The sequence below is a fragment of the Sutcliffiella halmapala genome (assembly GCF_050107295.1).
In the GTDB taxonomy this organism is placed as follows: Bacteria; Bacillota; Bacilli; order Bacillales; family Bacillaceae_I; genus Sutcliffiella_A; species Sutcliffiella_A halmapala_A.
Genome location: NZ_JBNIKR010000002.1, coordinates 240,039 through 257,882, shown reverse-complemented (window position 1 = coordinate 257,882; position 17,844 = coordinate 240,039). Strand labels below are relative to the sequence as shown.

Annotated in this window: 20 protein-coding genes; 1 reads left to right on the top strand and 19 read right to left on the bottom strand. The window is 42.6% G+C overall.

Annotated elements, in window-relative coordinates:
* Positions 1-464 precede the first annotated feature (464 nt).
* The 19 genes from aroH to ACQCT5_RS05070 form a co-directional block, all read right to left on the bottom strand.
* Entirely contained in the window at positions 465-836 is a 372-nt protein-coding gene (gene aroH, locus ACQCT5_RS05160; protein ID WP_499639657.1) for a chorismate mutase, read from the bottom strand.
* A gap of 12 nt (positions 837-848) precedes the next feature.
* A complete protein-coding gene (gene aroB, locus ACQCT5_RS05155; RefSeq protein ID WP_499639987.1) occupies positions 849-1,928 on the bottom strand; it encodes a 3-dehydroquinate synthase in 1,080 nt (359 codons plus the stop codon).
* A 1-nt stretch (position 1,929) separates the two neighbouring features.
* A complete protein-coding gene (gene aroC / locus ACQCT5_RS05150; protein WP_499639655.1) occupies positions 1,930-3,102 on the bottom strand; it encodes a chorismate synthase in 1,173 nt (390 codons plus the stop codon).
* A 642-nt stretch (positions 3,103-3,744) separates the two neighbouring features.
* On the bottom strand, positions 3,745-4,530 hold the full coding sequence (locus ACQCT5_RS05145) for a CheR family methyltransferase (RefSeq protein ID WP_499639653.1): 786 nt from the start codon (positions 4,528-4,530) through the stop codon (positions 3,745-3,747).
* Positions 4,531-4,705: 175 nt separating this feature from the next.
* Positions 4,706-5,152, bottom strand: a complete 447-nt coding sequence (gene ndk, locus ACQCT5_RS05140) for a nucleoside-diphosphate kinase (protein WP_499639651.1) — start codon at positions 5,150-5,152, stop codon at positions 4,706-4,708.
* Positions 5,153-5,261: 109 nt separating this feature from the next.
* Entirely contained in the window at positions 5,262-6,224 is a 963-nt protein-coding gene (hepT, locus tag ACQCT5_RS05135; protein ID WP_499639649.1) for a heptaprenyl diphosphate synthase component II, read from the bottom strand.
* Positions 6,225-6,242: 18 nt separating this feature from the next.
* Positions 6,243-6,956: a demethylmenaquinone methyltransferase gene (locus ACQCT5_RS05130; RefSeq protein WP_499639647.1), complete on the bottom strand. Its 714-nt coding sequence runs from the start codon at positions 6,954-6,956 to the stop codon at positions 6,243-6,245.
* Positions 6,957-6,959: 3 nt separating this feature from the next.
* On the bottom strand, positions 6,960-7,790 hold the full coding sequence (locus ACQCT5_RS05125) for a heptaprenyl diphosphate synthase component 1 (RefSeq protein WP_499639645.1): 831 nt from the start codon (positions 7,788-7,790) through the stop codon (positions 6,960-6,962).
* A 327-nt stretch (positions 7,791-8,117) separates the two neighbouring features.
* Positions 8,118-8,339: a trp RNA-binding attenuation protein MtrB gene (mtrB, locus tag ACQCT5_RS05120; RefSeq protein ID WP_386638827.1), complete on the bottom strand. Its 222-nt coding sequence runs from the start codon at positions 8,337-8,339 to the stop codon at positions 8,118-8,120.
* A gap of 49 nt (positions 8,340-8,388) precedes the next feature.
* Complete coding sequence (gene folE, locus ACQCT5_RS05115; RefSeq protein ID WP_499639643.1) at positions 8,389-8,955, bottom strand: GTP cyclohydrolase I FolE; 567 nt, start codon at positions 8,953-8,955, stop codon at positions 8,389-8,391.
* Positions 8,956-9,091: 136 nt separating this feature from the next.
* A complete protein-coding gene (gene hbs, locus ACQCT5_RS05110) occupies positions 9,092-9,364 on the bottom strand; it encodes a non-specific DNA-binding protein Hbs (protein WP_010193643.1) in 273 nt (90 codons plus the stop codon).
* A gap of 559 nt (positions 9,365-9,923) precedes the next feature.
* Complete coding sequence (spoIVA, locus tag ACQCT5_RS05105) at positions 9,924-11,402, bottom strand: stage IV sporulation protein A (RefSeq protein ID WP_499639641.1); 1,479 nt, start codon at positions 11,400-11,402, stop codon at positions 9,924-9,926.
* A 234-nt stretch (positions 11,403-11,636) separates the two neighbouring features.
* Positions 11,637-12,374: a YphF family lipoprotein gene (locus ACQCT5_RS05100; protein WP_499639639.1), complete on the bottom strand. Its 738-nt coding sequence runs from the start codon at positions 12,372-12,374 to the stop codon at positions 11,637-11,639.
* Between the two features lie 42 nt (positions 12,375-12,416).
* Complete coding sequence (locus ACQCT5_RS05095) at positions 12,417-12,626, bottom strand: DUF2768 domain-containing protein (RefSeq protein ID WP_499639637.1); 210 nt, start codon at positions 12,624-12,626, stop codon at positions 12,417-12,419.
* Positions 12,627-13,046: 420 nt separating this feature from the next.
* Entirely contained in the window at positions 13,047-14,087 is a 1,041-nt protein-coding gene (locus ACQCT5_RS05090; protein ID WP_499639635.1) for an NAD(P)H-dependent glycerol-3-phosphate dehydrogenase, read from the bottom strand.
* 18 nt (positions 14,088-14,105) lie between these two features.
* Positions 14,106-15,416, bottom strand: a complete 1,311-nt coding sequence (gene der / locus ACQCT5_RS05085; RefSeq protein ID WP_417900000.1) for a ribosome biogenesis GTPase Der — start codon at positions 15,414-15,416, stop codon at positions 14,106-14,108.
* 245 nt (positions 15,417-15,661) lie between these two features.
* Positions 15,662-15,847 carry a capping complex subunit for YIEGIA gene (locus ACQCT5_RS05080; protein WP_499639633.1) on the bottom strand — a complete coding sequence of 62 codons (186 nt, stop codon included), beginning with the start codon at positions 15,845-15,847 and terminating at the stop codon, positions 15,662-15,664.
* Between the two features lies 1 nt (position 15,848).
* Positions 15,849-16,733, bottom strand: a complete 885-nt coding sequence (locus ACQCT5_RS05075; protein WP_417899998.1) for a YIEGIA family protein — start codon at positions 16,731-16,733, stop codon at positions 15,849-15,851.
* On the bottom strand, positions 16,730-17,335 hold the full coding sequence (locus tag ACQCT5_RS05070; protein ID WP_499639631.1) for a YphA family membrane protein: 606 nt from the start codon (positions 17,333-17,335) through the stop codon (positions 16,730-16,732). Before ACQCT5_RS05070 ends, ACQCT5_RS05075 begins: the two co-directional genes overlap by 4 nt.
* A 126-nt stretch (positions 17,336-17,461) precedes the next feature.
* Between ACQCT5_RS05070 and ACQCT5_RS05065 the strand changes: the two genes are divergently transcribed.
* On the top strand, positions 17,462-17,593 hold the full coding sequence (locus tag ACQCT5_RS05065; RefSeq protein ID WP_499639629.1) for a YpzI family protein: 132 nt from the start codon (positions 17,462-17,464) through the stop codon (positions 17,591-17,593).
* Positions 17,594-17,844 lie beyond the last annotated feature (251 nt).

The window sequence follows — 17,844 nt, the reverse complement described above, 5'->3', positions numbered from 1 at the left end:
ACGAGGATAGTCTTTGGGTAGATTTAATACAATACATTCTAACCTCAGCTAAACTCAACTCATTCTCAGCTATTCTCATCTCAACTCGTCTACTAATCTGGGCCGGCATCTATGCCTTGGCCTCTATTTGCCATTCTTGCCTACTATAAGGCTTTCCTGACACTCAGTTACTCTCTCGTTCTTGCTCTCGTCTCTAACTCACTAATCTAGGCTCAGAAAACTCTAACAATTTGCTTCCTTGATAGTACTATATGATAGAACTTTCCATATTGTCAACCATCAGGATTTGGATAGCGCTATAAACACCGCTGTTGATTGGAGTGCAAGGTGTGAGACTCCTGCGGGAGATAGCGGTAGACTTGAGACCCCGCAGGCACACGCCGAGGAGGCTCAAGCACCGCCCCGCGATCGCTGCCACCTGGAACGGAGATCAACAGGGTGTTAATCAGGACACAAACTTATTTTCAGGGTAACTTTTCGGATAAATCCGGTCTGAGGCTTTGTGCCGCATAGAGATAAATGTGTTTCACATCTTTTTGTGCAACTTCTGTATTCACTGTCATCATCACCCTTATGCAAGATGGCAAAGAGTCCGGTACGGCGATCTCTTTCGTACACATGACCGGGACAAAATCCCAGCCTTCCAGGTTACGAAGCGCTTTTGCAGGGAAACAAGCGGTGATATCATTCGTGACAGAAATCAATACTTGTGCCACATTTTCGGCTACGATGTCGTTGGCTTGAATCATCTTTAACAAAAGTTCTTCTGTCTTTTGGATAATTTCCTGATCGGTGTTCTGATTGATGGTGGTTGCTCCCCGTACTCCTCTAATCACTGTATTCCCCCTTTATTTATAGAACGATTGTAATTTTTTCATGATTAGATCATCAGGTACTGAATCTAGTTGGACTTTTCCCACTTCTTGCATCAATACCATATGTATATGACCGGCTTTCGACTTTTTATCTTTTTTCATCCAATTTAATATGTCTTTTTGATGGATATTGTCTTTAATCTCGCTTGGAAAACCATACTTTTTCCAAAGCGTGCGCAATTCTTTCGACAGGTCAAGTGAAGGTACAAGTTCTTCACTCAGTTCAGTTGCGAAAAGCATGCCGAGAGCCACACCGTCTCCATGCGTGATTTCCCCATATCCGTAGGCTGCCTCCAATGCATGCCCAAGTGTATGCCCATAGTTCAGGATTGCCCTTAACCCCTGCTCGGTTTCGTCTGAAGAAACCACTTCCGCCTTCGTCTGAATTCCTTTTTCAATACAGTACATCAAGCGTTCCTGGTCAAGCGCGTCAAGAGACGTGATATTATCCTTGATCCACTCGTAAAATCCCTTATCCCAAATAAGCGCATGCTTCACCACTTCCGCAAAGCCAGAGCGCAGTTCTTTCTTAGGCAAGGTACTCAAAAAGCTTGTATCGTATAGGACTGCTTCAGGCTGATAGAACGCGCCGATCATATTTTTCCCCAGCGGATGATTGATGGCCACTTTTCCGCCTACTGCACTATCATGTGCCAAAAGGGTGGTCGGGATCTGGATGAACTTGATTCCCCTCATATAGGTGGAAGCTACAAACCCTGCGATATCCCCAACCACTCCACCACCTAATGCGATCACAACCGAATTCCGGTCCAGGCCTTTTTCGAGCGCAAAGGATTGGATATCATAATAGTTTTGAAAAGACTTCGCACTTTCCCCATTTTCCAGAATGAAATGGTGAACGATGTATGACTGATCTAAGGATGCTTCAATTTTATCAAGATACAGTTTTGCTACAAGGTCATCGGTGATGATGAGGATGGTTTTTGGTGCCCTTTTGAAGGTGCCCAGTAGATCATGTAGCAGTTCAGATGCCCCTGGACCGATATACACCGAATACTCCTTAGAAGCCGTTTTCACCTTCACTTCACTCAGCTTAGAATTCTGCTGCATGTTCTCGCATCCTTTGGACATTTTCCTTGATCAAATCTAATCGGTCCTGTCCAAACTGCTCAACCAAAGCGGACGCAACCTCCCAGGCTACAACAGCCTCCGCTACGACACTCGCTGCCGGTACTGCACAGCTGTCAGAGCGCTCGATACTAGCTTGGAACGGCTCTTTCGATTCGATATCCACGCTTTGAAGCGGTTTATATAAAGTAGGAATCGGCTTCATCACCCCACGAACTACAATCGGCATCCCGGTTGTCATGCCACCTTCAAAGCCCCCAAGATTATTGGACAGTCTGTAGTAGCCTCGCTCTTGACTCCAAGCGATTTCATCGTGTACCTTACTTCCCGGCAAGCGTGCCGCTTCAAATCCGACGCCAAACTCCACACCTTTAAAAGCATTGATACTCATGATAGCTGCTGCAAGTTTTCCATCCAGCTTACGGTCATAATGCACATAACTTCCCACACCCGATGGCATTCCTTCCACGATGACTTCCACCACACCGCCGATCGAATCCCCGTTCTGTTTGGCAGTATCGATGGCATCCATCATTTCTTGCTCGACATTTTTATCGAAACAGCGAACTGGAGATGCTTCTGTTACATCTTTCAGCTCCTGAAGGCTTTGGATGGTGCTGGGCTTTGCCTTGACTCCGCCAATTTCCGTAACATGTCCGGCAACCGTTATTCCCAGTTCTGACAGAAACTTCCTTGCTACAGCCCCTGCCGCGACACGTACAGTGGTTTCCCTGGCACTTGAACGTTCCAGTACATTCCGCATGTCACGATGACCGTACTTAATTGCACCGTTCAGATCGGCATGGCCGGGTCTAGGCCGTGTAATTTTCCGCTTTACCTCTTCCTGATCTTCATCGGAAATAGGTTCGATCCCCATTATCTTTGTCCAATGCTTCCAATCGTTATTTTCCACAACAAGTGTAATCGGAGACCCTAATGTATATCCGTGACGGACTCCGCTCAAAATTTCCACGGTATCCTTTTCTATTTGCATCCTTCTGCCACGTCCATGCCCCTTCTGCCTTCTCGCCAGGTCTTCATTGATGTCCTCCGCTATCAATGGAAGCCCCGCCGGAATTCCTTCAAGAATGGTTGTGAGCTGTGGTCCGTGTGATTCTCCTGCAGTCAAATATCTCATCGTTTCAGCATCTCCTTTATCCCTTTAAAGCTTTTAAGCATCTAAGTGTTAATAATTTATGTAATACTATACCATAAGTTTAGCCTAGAGTGGTATAAAAAAAAAGCAAGTATGAATATACCGGTAAATAGATTCTTATGGTGACCGATTCTTTGGATCACTCTTCTGCTTTTGGTCTTCATTGAGCTTATGATGACCCTATTTGAGTTTTCCCTTTTAATTTTGTCCTTAATAGTGTTTCTAACGAACTTTTCCTTACTTCCTTGCTGGGGTTTTGGTCTTTAGAACGCTTCTATTGGCCTTTTTACCTTCCGCTCTTGGGATTTTGTCCATTAGAGCGCTTCTATTGGCCTTTTCCACCTTACGCTCTTGGAATTTAGGCCTTTAGAGCGCTTCTATTGGCCTTTTCCACCTTACGCTCTTGGAATTTAGGCCTTTAGAGCGCTTCTATTGGCCTTTTCTCCCTTCCACTCATAGGATTTTCTCCATTAGAGCGCTTCTATTGGCCTTTTTACCACTAACTGCACACGGTTATGGTCTTTAGAAAGTTTCTAATCACTTACAATAATGTTCCTGCCAAAAACCAGCTGGATCCCCCCGATACAATATCAAAAAAAGAACCCACCCACACGGACAGATTCCTCAAATCTTCTTATAAAAAAACGTATCCACCACTTCAAATCCATATTGGGCAGGCTGAAATATTTGTTCAGTGCTGCCAACGAATAGGATGCCGCCTTTTTTCATTGCGCTGCTGAATTTATGGTACAGATGGGCTTTCGCCTCTTCCGTAAAATAGATCAGGACATTCCGGCAAACGATGAGATCGTGACTCGCTTCAAAAGGATCGGCCAACAGGTTTTGTTTTTTAAACGTAACCGTTTGCTTGATTTCATCCTTCACTTTATAAAAGTTGCCATCTTTGATGAAAAAGCGTTTTTTAATCTCTTCCGGGACCTCCTGCAAGGACCTCTCCTGGTAGGTTGCAAGCTTTGCCCTGGCAATGGCATTATCATCAATATCGGTAGCAGTTATTTTTACCTTGGACAAGGGGCGGAATTTTGAGAGCAGCATGGCCAAGGTATAGGGCTCTTCTCCTGTCGAGCATGCGGCGCTCCATACTTTCAACTGCTTCTCCTGCTCAAGCATTGGGGTCAGGATCGTCTTCTCCAGTATCTCCCAGCGTTTATAGTTCCGGTAAAACTCGGAAACATTAATGGTCATTCTATCAAGGAATTCGTACAGCTCGTCCTGGTTGTTATCCAACTGCCTGAAATACTCTACAAAACTTGAATAACCTTTCTTTTCGTACAGGGAAGTCAACCTTCTTTTCATTTGAGCTTCTTTATATAATGAAAGATCAATTCCTGTTTTTTTATTTATATTCCCTATAAACGTTTCATAGTCATCTCTTATCAACCTTGTCATCTACTTTCTATCTCTGATTATCTATTTAAAGTATATATTAAAAATATCGGATGAAGGTTGATAAATTTTCAATACTTCTACTACAAAAAAGAAAAAGCCTCAAAACCATGTAGTTCAACATGATTTTGAGGCTTTTTAGAAAAATTCCATCTGCAGTTTAAGCGTTTACAAAAAATCAATAAACCCAGCTGTTTACATCTTTATTGTATTCTACTAAACCTTCTCCTTTAAAGAAAAGACCGATTTCGCGTTCCGCGCTTTCAGGTGAATCTGAACCGTGAATAATGTTCTTTCCAACAGTTGCAGCAAACTCACCGCGGATTGTTCCAGGTGCTGAATCTTTAGGGTTTGTCGCACCCATCATTTGACGAGCTGTAGCAATCACATTATCCCCTTGCCATACCATCGCAAATACAGGACCGGAAGTGATGAAGTCTACCAATTCTCCAAAGAAAGGACGCTCTTTATGTTCGCCATAATGCTCTTCAGCCAATTCAGTAGGGATTTGCATTAATTTTGCTCCAACTAGTTGGAATCCCTTTTTTTCGAAACGAGAAACAATTTCCCCAATAAGGTTACGTTGTACACCATCTGGTTTTACCATTAAGAATGTTTTTTCCATAATAATTTCTCCACCCCATCAAAGAATATGTAAGGTTAGGAAAAGCCCTAACCTACAAAAATATATCATGGTTCTGTTAGTTACGCAACTCAAAAAATGGGGAATTGTCTTAATATTTTCGTTTTCCGATAAATTTTGCAACATTATTGAATGTACGTTTAGCAATTCCGTTCGGTAGTTTTTCCAGCTCTTTGAAAGCTTTATTCAAATAACGATCACTAAGCTGAAACGACCTTTCGATGGCATCCGATTTTTTTATAGAATCTATGATGCCCTGTATTTCCTCTTTCGTACTGTTTTCGTTGATTGTTCTGATTTTGTGGTTCAACTCGAAATCTTCCATGGCATACAGAACCGGCAACGTGATATTCCCCTGCCAGAGGTCCCCTCCTGCAGGTTTCCCCAATTGTTCTTCTGTACCGGTGAAATCCAGTATATCGTCTGTAATTTGAAAAGACATACCGACATAATAGCCGAACCAGAACAGGCTTTTATGAATCTGGGAAGGAGCATTCGCCGATACGGCACCAAGCTGACAGCTTGCAGCGATTAGAAGTGCCGTTTTACGTTTGATTCTTCGCAGATATACCCTCAGGTTCTGGTCATAGTTATATTTGTCCCGAATCTGTTCTATTTCGCCTTTACTCAGTTCTACAATGGTATTGGAGAGAATCTGATGCGCTTCAATATTTTCCACCATCGTCATCAATTCCAGGGATCTTGCAAATATATAGTCTCCTGTATACATGGCGATCCTGTTATCCCATTTTGCCTTGATCGTCGGCTTTCCGCGTCTCAGCTCTGCATCGTCAATCACATCGTCGTGAACAAGCGAGGCCATATGTATGAGTTCGAGTGCAACCGCAACGTATTTGATTTTATGAATGTCATATTGACCAAATTTACCGGCTAACAGGACAAATACAGGTCTGATCCTTTTGCCGCCTGCCTGCAGCAGATGAAGGGATGCTTCCTGAAGCAGGGCACGTTCCGACTGAATCGTCTCTTCCAATTCATTCTCTATTATTTGCAAATCGCTATTTAAAAAGGAATACATCATCTTTAATTTCATGTAGGTCACCTTTACAAACTATTTTCTAGGTTTAACTCCTAAATGCATGGCAGCAACTCCACCAGTATAAGCCTTTACTTGTACAGGCTGGAAACCTACTTTTTCATACATTGCTTTTAATTCCTTCATCCCGGGGAAATCCTTTGCAGATTCATGAAGCCAAGCATATTCATTATAGCTTTTTGCAAAGATCTTACCAAGCATCGGCATGACATATTGGAAGTATAGGAAGTACATTTGCCTAAATCCGATAATGGTCGGCTGGGATGTCTCCAAACAGACCACTTTTCCTCCAGGCTTCACCACACGGTACATTTCCTTCAGAACTTGGAAATAATCCGGAACATTCCGAAGACCAAATCCGATGGTCACATAGTCAAAGGTGTTATCTTCGAAAGGAAGTGCCATCGCATTTCCATGGATAAGTTCAATGTTTTGCAGGGAAAGGTTCTTAACCTTTTCTTTTCCGATGGAAAGCATGTTTTCACTGAAATCCAGCCCGATTACCTTTCCGGTACTTCCTACTGCTTCTGCCATGGAGATGGTCCAGTCCCCCGTACCACAGCAAACATCCAAGGCAGTTGTCCCTTTTTGGACGTCCATTCTTTTCATGGTATCCTTTCGCCATGCAACATGACGCTGAAAGCTGATGACGGAATTCATCTTGTCATAGTTTTTATAGATTTTTTCAAAAACTCCATGCACTCTTTCCTCTTTTGATGGATGCTGCATTGTTTACCCTTCTTCCACAAACTTTTTTGTTGAAAACGGAACCTCATAAAACAACTCCTGGATCCGTTTTTTTAAAAGGAGATTCATGTTCGGGATGGATCCCGCCAGTTGATCGATCGTTTTCTTTACATGTTCAATATAACGGTCTATCAGATAAAGAATATAGGTTTCCTGTTCTTTCGATGTATCTGACTTTTCAAGTTGACTCTTGGAAATAGCTATTCTTTTCATCATATCGAAAAAATGAGAGGACTTTTCCATGCAGTACTTTTTTCGCTCTGCGATTAAGCGCTTTAATAAAAGAAAATTGACACTCAGTTCCTTGAACATTGCATCGGAACAATACTGGGAGACGGATTGAATGAGGGATGACTCAATTTTCGCGAGACTATCCATCAACATTTCCATTCCATCAAACTCTTTTTGGTAATACGCGATTTTATGTTCATTGATTTGTTTAATCGAGTTCGCAAGGAGTTTGATCATGGTGATATCGTCCACTTTAGCCAGCAACTGATAATGAAGGCCACTGTAATAGTCTCCTGCGAGTACAGTTAGCTGCCTGTTTTTAGCGGTATCCGTTTTCATGTGGTCCATTTTTGCATTCGTTACCAAGTCGTGGGTATCAAGGGCGATTTGCACCAGCATGGTGGAAAGGATGTATTTCTCCTTTTTCTCAACTGGTAATGGGATGGATTCCAAGGCCGTATAGAGGAGGAGAAGCTTATCCTCATCAATAACGGGATATTCTATATGTTTCGATAAGTATGGATGTGTAATCAATTTATGTAACTGCTCTTTAATTTCTGAGATATGTAATTGAATATTACTCACTAAAGACCACCCTTGTTCCTTTTTCTTACGGAGAAGAAAAAATTAACTTATGCAGTGCAGTTGAATAGCTGTTTGCTTAACAGGTAATCCTGGTCAAGCTGGATTACTCTATATTCAACTTACACTTTCTTTGAATAGACAAAGCTAATTATAGCACATTAGTGAGGCATAATGTCGATAATGAACTATCTTTCTTTTAGTTTAACCTGTTTTATGCAGTCGAAACGTAAAGTTGGAATCAGATGCAGAATAGAAGAAAAGCAGAAAGATAAATCTCTTCTGCTCTTGGCTTCTATCAAGGGGGCTCGGCGCCCTCAGTTTTTCTTATTATTCCGTATCCATTTCCCCATGAGCGGATTGGATAAGTGCTTTTCCTCTTATTTTGATTGCAGAGGTATGCTCGGTGAATTGGGCGATCATCACTTCACCTTTGTCGAGTTTTTCTGAATGGTGAAAACGCGTGTCCGTTCCACGTGTCAGTCCAATTACACTTACACCGTCTTCCTTTGCTTTAATGACGATAAAATCATTTGGATGTGTCTGGCTCATTCGAACCCTCCTAAATATTACTTAATGAGTCGAAACGACTTTATACAATCTATCCTTTAATGAAGGACAGAACTTCCGCTCTTGCAGCCGGATCTTTTTCAAGTACTCCACGGACTGCAGAAGTAATCGTAAGGGCGCCAGGCTTTTTCACACCACGCATGGTCATGCACATATGCTCAGCCTCTACGACTACCATGACACCATGCGGTTCAAGTGATTCGACAATGGAGTCCGCAATCGTTGATGTGATTCGTTCCTGCAGCTGTGGACGTTTTGCAACAGCCTCCACCGCTCTTGCAAGCTTGCTTAATCCCGTTACTTTTCCACCTTTAGGAATATAGGCTACATGCGCTTTTCCGAAGAATGGCACCAAGTGATGCTCACACATTGAGAAGAAGGAGATATCTTTTACTAGAACAAGTTCTTCATGGGCTTCGCCAAATACTGTTTTAAAGTGTTCTTTCGGATCCTCATTCAGTCCTGAGAAAACTTCCGTATACATTTTTGCTACACGTTTTGGTGTATCCAGCAGACCTTCGCGATTTGGATCTTCTCCAATCGCTTCTAATATTAAACGAACAGCTTGTTCAATTTGTGCTGTATTTACTTGTGTCATTACTCTTTTCCTCCCACTTATCATACAAATAGCTATAATGTGATTCTAGCATAAGTTTTTTTATAAAAGCAAAAAGAAAGAGGCGCAAACACATGCGCCTCTTACTGATGACAATCATTTGATATGTAGCTGTTAATTATTTAACAGCATCTTTTAAAGCCTTACCAGGTTTGAAAGCTGGTACTTTGCTAGCAGCGATTTCGATCTCTTCCCCAGTTTGTGGGTTACGACCTTTACGCGCAGCGCGCTCACGTACTTCAAAGTTACCAAAACCGATTAATTGAACTTTGTCACCGTTTTTCAGTGCATCTAAAATTGTATCGAAAACAGCATCAACTGCTTTAGTAGCGTCCTTTTTAGAAAGTTCACTCGCTTCAGCAACTGCATTGATCAAATCTGTCTTGTTCATGCCATTCACCTCCTCCCAAAGGGAGTTTAATCACTATAATAGACCAAGATGCTGATTAGGTCTAGTAAAAGCCTAGTACTAACATTTCTTCACAGTTTTCAATCATTCTATACATCATTATGCTGTAAATCTTGTAACAAGGCTTATATTACCCCATTAATCACTAGATTTCAACAAATTTCTCTTAAAAAAGCGATTTTTATAGGAATTATTCGCCAATTAAGAGAAGATTTTCTGTTAGTAGATTAACATATGAAAATGCACTAGGCAAGGGATTTCCGTTACAAAAATCAAAAACAGCTCCCCATTTGTGTAAAGTACCACCATTGGGGGAGCCGTTAAACCTATTCGACATATTTTTTTAAGCTCTGTATTGCACCGCTGTTGATTTCCGCACTAGGCTTCGCTTTCCGCGGGGCGTTTGTGGAGCCTCCTCGGCGCATTTGCGCCTGTGGGGTCTCCACTAAACGCTTCCTCCCGCAGGAGTCTTAGCCTATTGCTCCAATCAACAGCTAGTGTCAGAAAAAATTTCTACAATGTGCTCTTACAGAAACTTACTTTATAGAATTATCGCGATCAAACCACCAGAGCCTTCGTTGATGATTCGCTCGAGCGTTTCTTTCAGCTTATATCTCGCATTTTCAGGCATCAAGGAGATTTTCGCATGGATCCCTTCACGAACAATGGAACTGAGGGAACGGCCGAAGATGTCTGAATTCCAGATGGAAAGCGGATCATCCTCAAAGTCCTGCATGAGGTAGCGCACCAGCTCCTCACTTTGTTTTTCCGTACCTATGATTGGTGCAAATTCAGATTCCACATCCACCTTGATCATATGAATGGATGGTGCTACCGCCTTGAGTCTCACACCGAAGCGTGACCCTTGACGGATGATTTCCGGCTCCTCGAGGCTCATATCGCTCAAGGCAGGAGAGGCAATACCATAGCCAGTCTGCTTTACCATTCTCAAAGCGTCGGACACCTGATCATACTCAGCCTTTGCGTAGGCAAAATCCTGCATCAATTGAAGTAGATGATCCTTCCCTCTGATCTCGACTCCTACTACCTCTTTTAAAATATGGTCATATAGGTCATCCGGAGCATAGAGGTCGATCTCGGCGATCCCCTGGCCCATTTCGATGCCCGCAAGCCCAGCACGATCAATGAACTCATACTCACTGAATTGGCCGACAACCCTGTCAACGTCTCGCAGGCGTTTAATATCCTTGACTGTATCCTTAACTGCCTCCTGGTAGCTTTCACGCAGCCAGTGGCTCTCTTTCAGCACCATTACCCAGCTAGGAAGATTGACGTTCACTTCCAGCACCGGGAACTCGAATAGCGCTTCCCTTAGTACATTGAAGACATCAGACTCCCTCATACTCTCCACACTCATGGCGATGACAGGGATATCATACTTCTCACAAAGTTCTCTTTTTAATGCTTCTGTTTCTGGATGATGCGGCTGAACAGTATTGATAACCATGATGAACGGCTTACCAACTTCCTTCAGCTCTTCCACCACACGCTCTTCCGCTTCGATATAATCTCTGCGTGGAATTTCACCGATGCTACCATCCGTTGCAATGACAACACCGATTGTGGAATGCTCCTGAATTACCTTTCTCGTGCCGATCTCGGCCGCTTCATGGAAAGGAATCGGTTCCTCATACCATGGAGTGTTGATCATTCTTGGCCCATTTTCATCTTCATACCCTTTTGCACCAGGTACCGTATAACCGACACAATCAACCAGGCGAATATTCACATCAAGGCCTTCATCCACCCTCACCTTTACTGCCTGGTTAGGTACGAACTTAGGCTCTGTTGTCATGATTGTTTTTCCTGCTGCACTTTGCGGAAGCTCATCCTGTGCCCGAGCTTTATCCGACTCATTACCGATATTCGGCAGAACCACTAACTCCATGAACCTTTTGATGAACGTTGATTTCCCTGTACGAACAGCGCCTACGACCCCTAAATATATATCGCCGCCAGTCCGTTCAGCGATATCTTTGAAAATATCTACTTTTTCCAAGTGATTCCCTCCCGACATTTATCTTGGGATATTCATTTTCTAGTAAGAATAGAATCTATGACACTATATGTGTATGATGTTGTCCTAATTAAATATGACTACTTTTAGAAAATTAAATCCCTCTCAACTGTATTTTTATTTAAAGATTGTCAGCTATGATCAACGAAGGTTTTCTTGCTTTGGAATAACAAAAAACCCTTCTTTAGAATGTATTCTCTAAAAAAGGGTTCATGACTAATTATTATCAGAATTTGTAATCACAGGCTCTTTATTTTCGTCTAGTGTATACGGCAATGAAAATGCAGGGACAAATACGGAGTTATCGACCAATATCTCCCTGATATCCTCGCCTTCTTTGAAACGATGGTCGTGCTTTTGAAGGAAATCATAAAGATCCATGGAGTAGTCTACTTTGATTTCTCCATTCTCATCTAAAATAAATGGAAGATTTTTCCCGGAGTAAGGACTTTCGGCATGTGGTTCCTCAGAGAACCCAAGCTTGTCCCAATCCACACGGAACGCAGAATCGCCGATGACTTCCTTTACCGGAGCATAACCACCATTTGAGCTTTTATATATGGAAATGCGCACATTCAAATCACGGATTTGCTCAGAAATTCTAAGGTCGATCAGCTTTACAGTTGGGTTCTCCTCGACGTCAACCAGGACATAGAGATAAACCCCACCGCTTTCATACGCCGTTCCGGGTGGCTCCTGCATATACTTTGGTGACAGTTTATTGAAATCTATCGGATACTTCTGATAGATAGGCGTTTCCATATCCCTGTCTTTTATCGGAAGCAGCCCACCGCTTGCCTCACGATATTGATTGACCGCTGATTGAACGGCCGCAAGCTGATCCTGATAGGGAACCTGATTTTGCGTCAAACGGTCCTGTGGATACAAACAACCTGTCAGCAGCATCATCATCGCTGCCATTCCTACTAGGAGGAGGAACTTATTTAACGGCATAAATTTTTCCACCTTTATCACTATTTTCTAGAACCTGTGCATTTAGACACTTTCAGGTACTGGCCCACTAAACACAACATAAAAGATGATAAGTCCAGCGACTATGATCAACAGAAAAGCAATTGTATTCAAAATAATCCTGATTACATTATTTTCAACTTTAAATCTAGTGAAGTATACAGTCAGTACGGATATGACCATAAAGCCCATCGCAACAAACGAAATCCACATTTTCATCAATGCAGGTGACATTCTCATCTCTCCTTTTCCGTCAAACATTATAGCATAATATAAACATGAAAAAAACTCCAATTGCTGTACTCAGCCTGCTTGTCCAAGCAAACGGGTCACAAAACGGACAAAAATGCGGACAAAAAAAGCTGAAGTAAAAGGGGCTGTTTTACTTCAGCAAGCATGTAATAGAACTAAATATTCCAATCCCACAGCTCAACCAGTGATATCCTCATTCACATCATATGCGGCGTCATGCATACATGCATCGCCAAATGCCTATTTATCGCAAATAAAGCATGTAAAAATTATGGATTAGTATAGATTAACGAAAGCACCCTCCCATCAATTCTTCTTTATACATTATGCAGGGAGCCCAATTGGGTGTTCATTTTCAAAAAAATTTCTTCCCGAACAATCGTAAAAAAAAGCTCCTCTTCCTTAAGAAGAGAAGCGATCTCCAAGTAATTGGGCCAGATCATCAAGCTCGGTGGTTTTGTTGCGGCTCATCAGTTCGTCCACTGCATCTTTCGGATCTACGCCATCGAATAGTACATGGTAAAGAGCGGAGGTGAGCGGCATTTTCACCTGCAGCTTCTGGGACAGTTGGTAAGCCGCTTTCGTCGTACGGACACCCTCGACTACCATTCCCATGTTTTCTAGTACTTCATCGAGCTTCATACCTTTACCAAGCATATTTCCTGCACGCCAGTTTCTGCTATGCACACTCGTACATGTTACAATCAAATCTCCCATTCCGGTCAGCCCGAGGAAGGTTAACGGGTTTGCACCCAAACAGCTTCCCAGACGGGCGATTTCCGCGAGCCCTCGTGTAATAAGGGCCGCTTTCGCATTATCGCCATACCCGAGACCATCGGTAATACCTGCTGCCAGGGCAATAATATTTTTCAGAGATCCGCCTATCTCCACACCGACCACATCCGTGTTGGTATAAACACGGAAATGTTGGTTGATGAATAGGTCCTGCACCTTTTCCGCAGCTTTCAGATTGGAGGACGCAGCTGTAACAGTAGTAGGCTGCCTTAAGCTTACCTCTTCTGCATGACTAGGGCCTGAAAGTACCACAACCGCTTCCCTCACGTTTTCAGGAAGCTCCTCCTCAATGACCTCAGAGACACGAAGATGTGTATCAGGTTCAATTCCTTTACTCACATGCACAAACAGATGAGGAGTGTCCAGGTACTGCTTGACCTGCTGACATACCTCTCTCATCGCTTTTGTAGGAACTGCCAGCACAATAGCATCAACACCTGATACAGCTTGCTCCATCGAGGTGTAACCGACAATCCCCTCTGATAGAGAAATGTTTTTCAAATATTTATTGTTAGTGTGGGTTGTATTGATCTCATCAATCTGCTCTTTTTTATGACCCCAAAGACGTACTTCGTGATCATTGTCTGCCAACACCATCGCCAGTGCGGTGCCCCAGCTTCCGGCACCAAGAACTGCTACCTTTTTCACGAACTCACTCCCTCTCCATTACTTACGTGGACGTGCAATAAGTTTAATAGGGGTTCCTTCAAATCCAAACGCATCCCGGATACGGTTTTCCAAGAATCGCTTGTAAGAGAAATGCATCAATTCCGGATCATTTACAAAGATGACAAATGTCGGCGGTTTGATAGCCACTTGAGTCGCATAATAGATTTTCAATCTTTGCCCTTTATCTGTAGGTGTAGGATTCATCGCAACTGCATCCATGATGACATCGTTCAGGACGGTTGTCACAACACGCATTGCATGGTTCTCACTTGCCAGATCAATTTTAGGAATCAACGTATGCACACGCTTCTTCGTTTTCGCAGATAGGAAAACAATTGGAGCATAGTCCAGGAATAAGAAATGATCTCTAATTTTCTGCTCAAATTCCTTCATGGTCTTGTCGTCTTTTTCCACAGCGTCCCACTTGTTCACTACAATCACGATGGCACGCCCTGCCTCATGGGCATAGCCTGCAATTTTCTTATCCTGCTCGATGATCCCTTCTTCGCCGTCTATTACGACTAGAACTACGTCGGAGCGTTCAATTGCACGCAAAGCACGTAATACACTATACTTTTCGGTAGTCTCGTACACTTTCCCTTTTTTTCGCATACCTGCAGTATCGATGATAACGTATTCCTTGCCATCGTACTTGTATGGTGTATCAATGGCATCGCGGGTAGTACCGGCAATATCACTGACAATCACTCGCTCTTCTCCAAGTAGTGCGTTCACAAGGGAAGACTTCCCGACATTCGGACGACCGATAAGAGAGAACTTGATGGTATCATCATCATATTCCTCCTCCTGCTTGTTAGGGAAATTGGCAATAACCAAATCCAATAGATCTCCAAGCCCCAATCCATGGGAACCTGAAATTGGAATCGGCTCTCCAAAGCCTAATGCATAAAAGTCATATAATGTATCTCTCATATCCGGATTATCCACTTTGTTTACAGCTACAACGACCGGCTTTTTGGAGCGGTAGAGAATTTTTGCCACCTCTTCGTCCGCTGTGGTCAATCCTTCGCGTCCATTTGTCATGAAAATGATGACATCCGCTTCATCAATGGCGATTTCAGCTTGTTCACGAATTTGCGTCATAAATGGCGCATCACTGATTTCTATTCCACCAGTATCAATTAGATTAAAGTATTGGTTTAACCATTCTCCCGAGCTATAGATTCGGTCTCTAGTTACCCCAGGAATATCTTCTACAATGGAAATTCTTTCTCCTACAATACGATTAAATATGGTCGACTTCCCGACATTCGGTCTTCCGACAATCGCAACGGTTGGTTTTGGCATCTTGACCACCCTCCCAATTTTCTAAATATTTATGTAAAAATTCTCTATCAAGTTGATGAAGAAACTCTACTTTTCGCTTTTCCCATATCCTCTAGTCTTTACCTATTGTGAAAAAGATAAGACAAAAAGGTTAAACATTAATAAAATAAACCCTCCTAAAGCCGGAAGGGTCTAACTAGAATAGTTTAACATTATTGATTCCAATAAGGAAGTCTGACTTTTTCCACACCCATCTTCCTGTGAGTCTAATGCTTCACAATGATATATAGCTCCTCACCCAATCCATGGGCAATTCCATCCAGGATCGCTTCAAGGTTTGCTGCAACAAACTCCATCTCCTCTTTCGTGTCACATGTGAATACAGGAGCGCCGCCCGCTATTTTGGACGAGTTTGTAGTAATGACCGCTAAAATATATTTTTCCATTTCCATATTATTTTACCTTCTCTTTGATTTTTTCCGCCGGCATCCTTATTGCGTTCTCCAAGGTAGGAACCTGCCCCAATATCGAAAGTGCAATTTCAAGGTCCTGTTCCTGTGGTAAAACAAATACCCCTACGCGTCCGTCATTGAGATCCCTTTTGGCTAGCGGTACCAGAGCCGGAGTTCCGGAATCACGGTAGACTCCGAGAGCAGTCGACATATCATGAAGAATCGCTTGCCTTTGTCCAAGATTGGCAATGGTGCTTCTTGCATTAAAATTTTTCGGTGTCAGAATAAATCCCATTCCATATTGCAGGACTTCCTTCTGCCTATCCGGCAAACCTATATTCATGATATATATATTGTCCACATAGAGCCCAGCATCCTTGAAATGCGGTTTAACGTATTCAATTTCTACAATGTCCTTGATTTGTCCTCCTGTCATCAGTCGGTGGGAAATGAGCATCGCAGAAATTCCCACTACTAGCCCCACCCAGAAGTTTCCTACAAGATACGCTAATGTAGCCAAAAACGATGTGATGATCACCAAGTAATTTCTACCTTCAAATGCGATTGCAATACCCTCTATGTAGGTACTGCCTCTTGGTACAAGCTCATAGCCATCCAGTTCCGTCAACGTGTTTCTTTCCATATTACGTACATCACGAAACTGTGATGCAGCAAGAGCAAGGAACGTGATGGCCGCAAACTCCTCTTCCATGATAGCAGGAACAGCTATCGTACCAAGACCCGCTGCGATGAAAGCAAGCGACAAGTGAATGACCTTTCCATGTAAATACGTCGGATACTGCCTATAATCCGTTTTTAGCATATATATCCTTGTGGCGAGCCCTATTATAACACCAAAAAGGATAGGGTAAGTGTATTCGTTCATCCTTGTTTCTCCTTTACACGCTTTTGTATGAAGCCATCCAGATAAACGGTGACTGTTTCAAAAAATACCCAGACCGATAACCCTGAAACCGTTAAAGAAAATACATCCAGGAATTCAAAGGATCCTATGACGGAATAACGAAAGACGGAATGTAACACGAATATGCTGAGAAGTTCCCCCATCAACAGCCCCGTCAAAAGAAAAACATACCTCTCGCTTTTTGATTTGAAAAGCAATAATCCCAAATACAAGAGAATGATGGAAAGCATCCAAGTTCGATTGAATATAATCCAAACCGGATCATAAATCTCAAAAAGTTTAAAGCACACATAGGCAAGTGCAACTGTACTTATGGAAAAATAATGAAGCAAAATATGTTTCTTCAACACATTGACAAGCAGAATGATTGCCGTAATCGCAAGTACGATAAAGGAAACGCTTACTTGAAAATCAACAAATGGAATAAATGTATTAGAGCCGATAATCATCAATAAAAGAAGTGCAGACAAAAGAAACCTCTGTTGACTCTTTGCAAAAAAGAAGGTCACAATGATCCAACCGACCCAAGATAGAAAATAAAAATATAATCCTTCCAATACCATGCCATTTCCCTCCCATCACACCATCCATTATGGGTAAAAAATCAGAAAGCTAGTCACGGTACTTCGTATCTTTTTTCAAAAGGAGCAAATAATAAATCAGATAATTAATCTTCTTGAGGTGATAAAATGGGAAAAGATAGACAGGAGAAGAAATTGAAAGCGCAGAAGCGAACAGAGTCAGACCGTGATCAGTCTTTGAAATATCCCGGTGCAACAAAGCTTGAAGGTCCAAAAGAGGCAAGAGAGCGTAATAGATAAGCATACAAAAAGCAGCGGTCCCCCAAAAATGGGACCGCTGCTTTTTTATGATTATTTATTGGTAATTGATCGATTAAGAAATAAGGCGTATACCATAAGCACCCTGTTGATTGGAGCAAAAGGCGTAGACTCCTACGGGAGGTAGCGGTAGGCTGGAGACCCCGCAGGGCAAAGCCCGAGGAGGCTCCATCACCGCCCCTTGGGTCGCTGTGCCTTTTGTGGAAATCAACAGCGGTGTTAAACATAGCCTA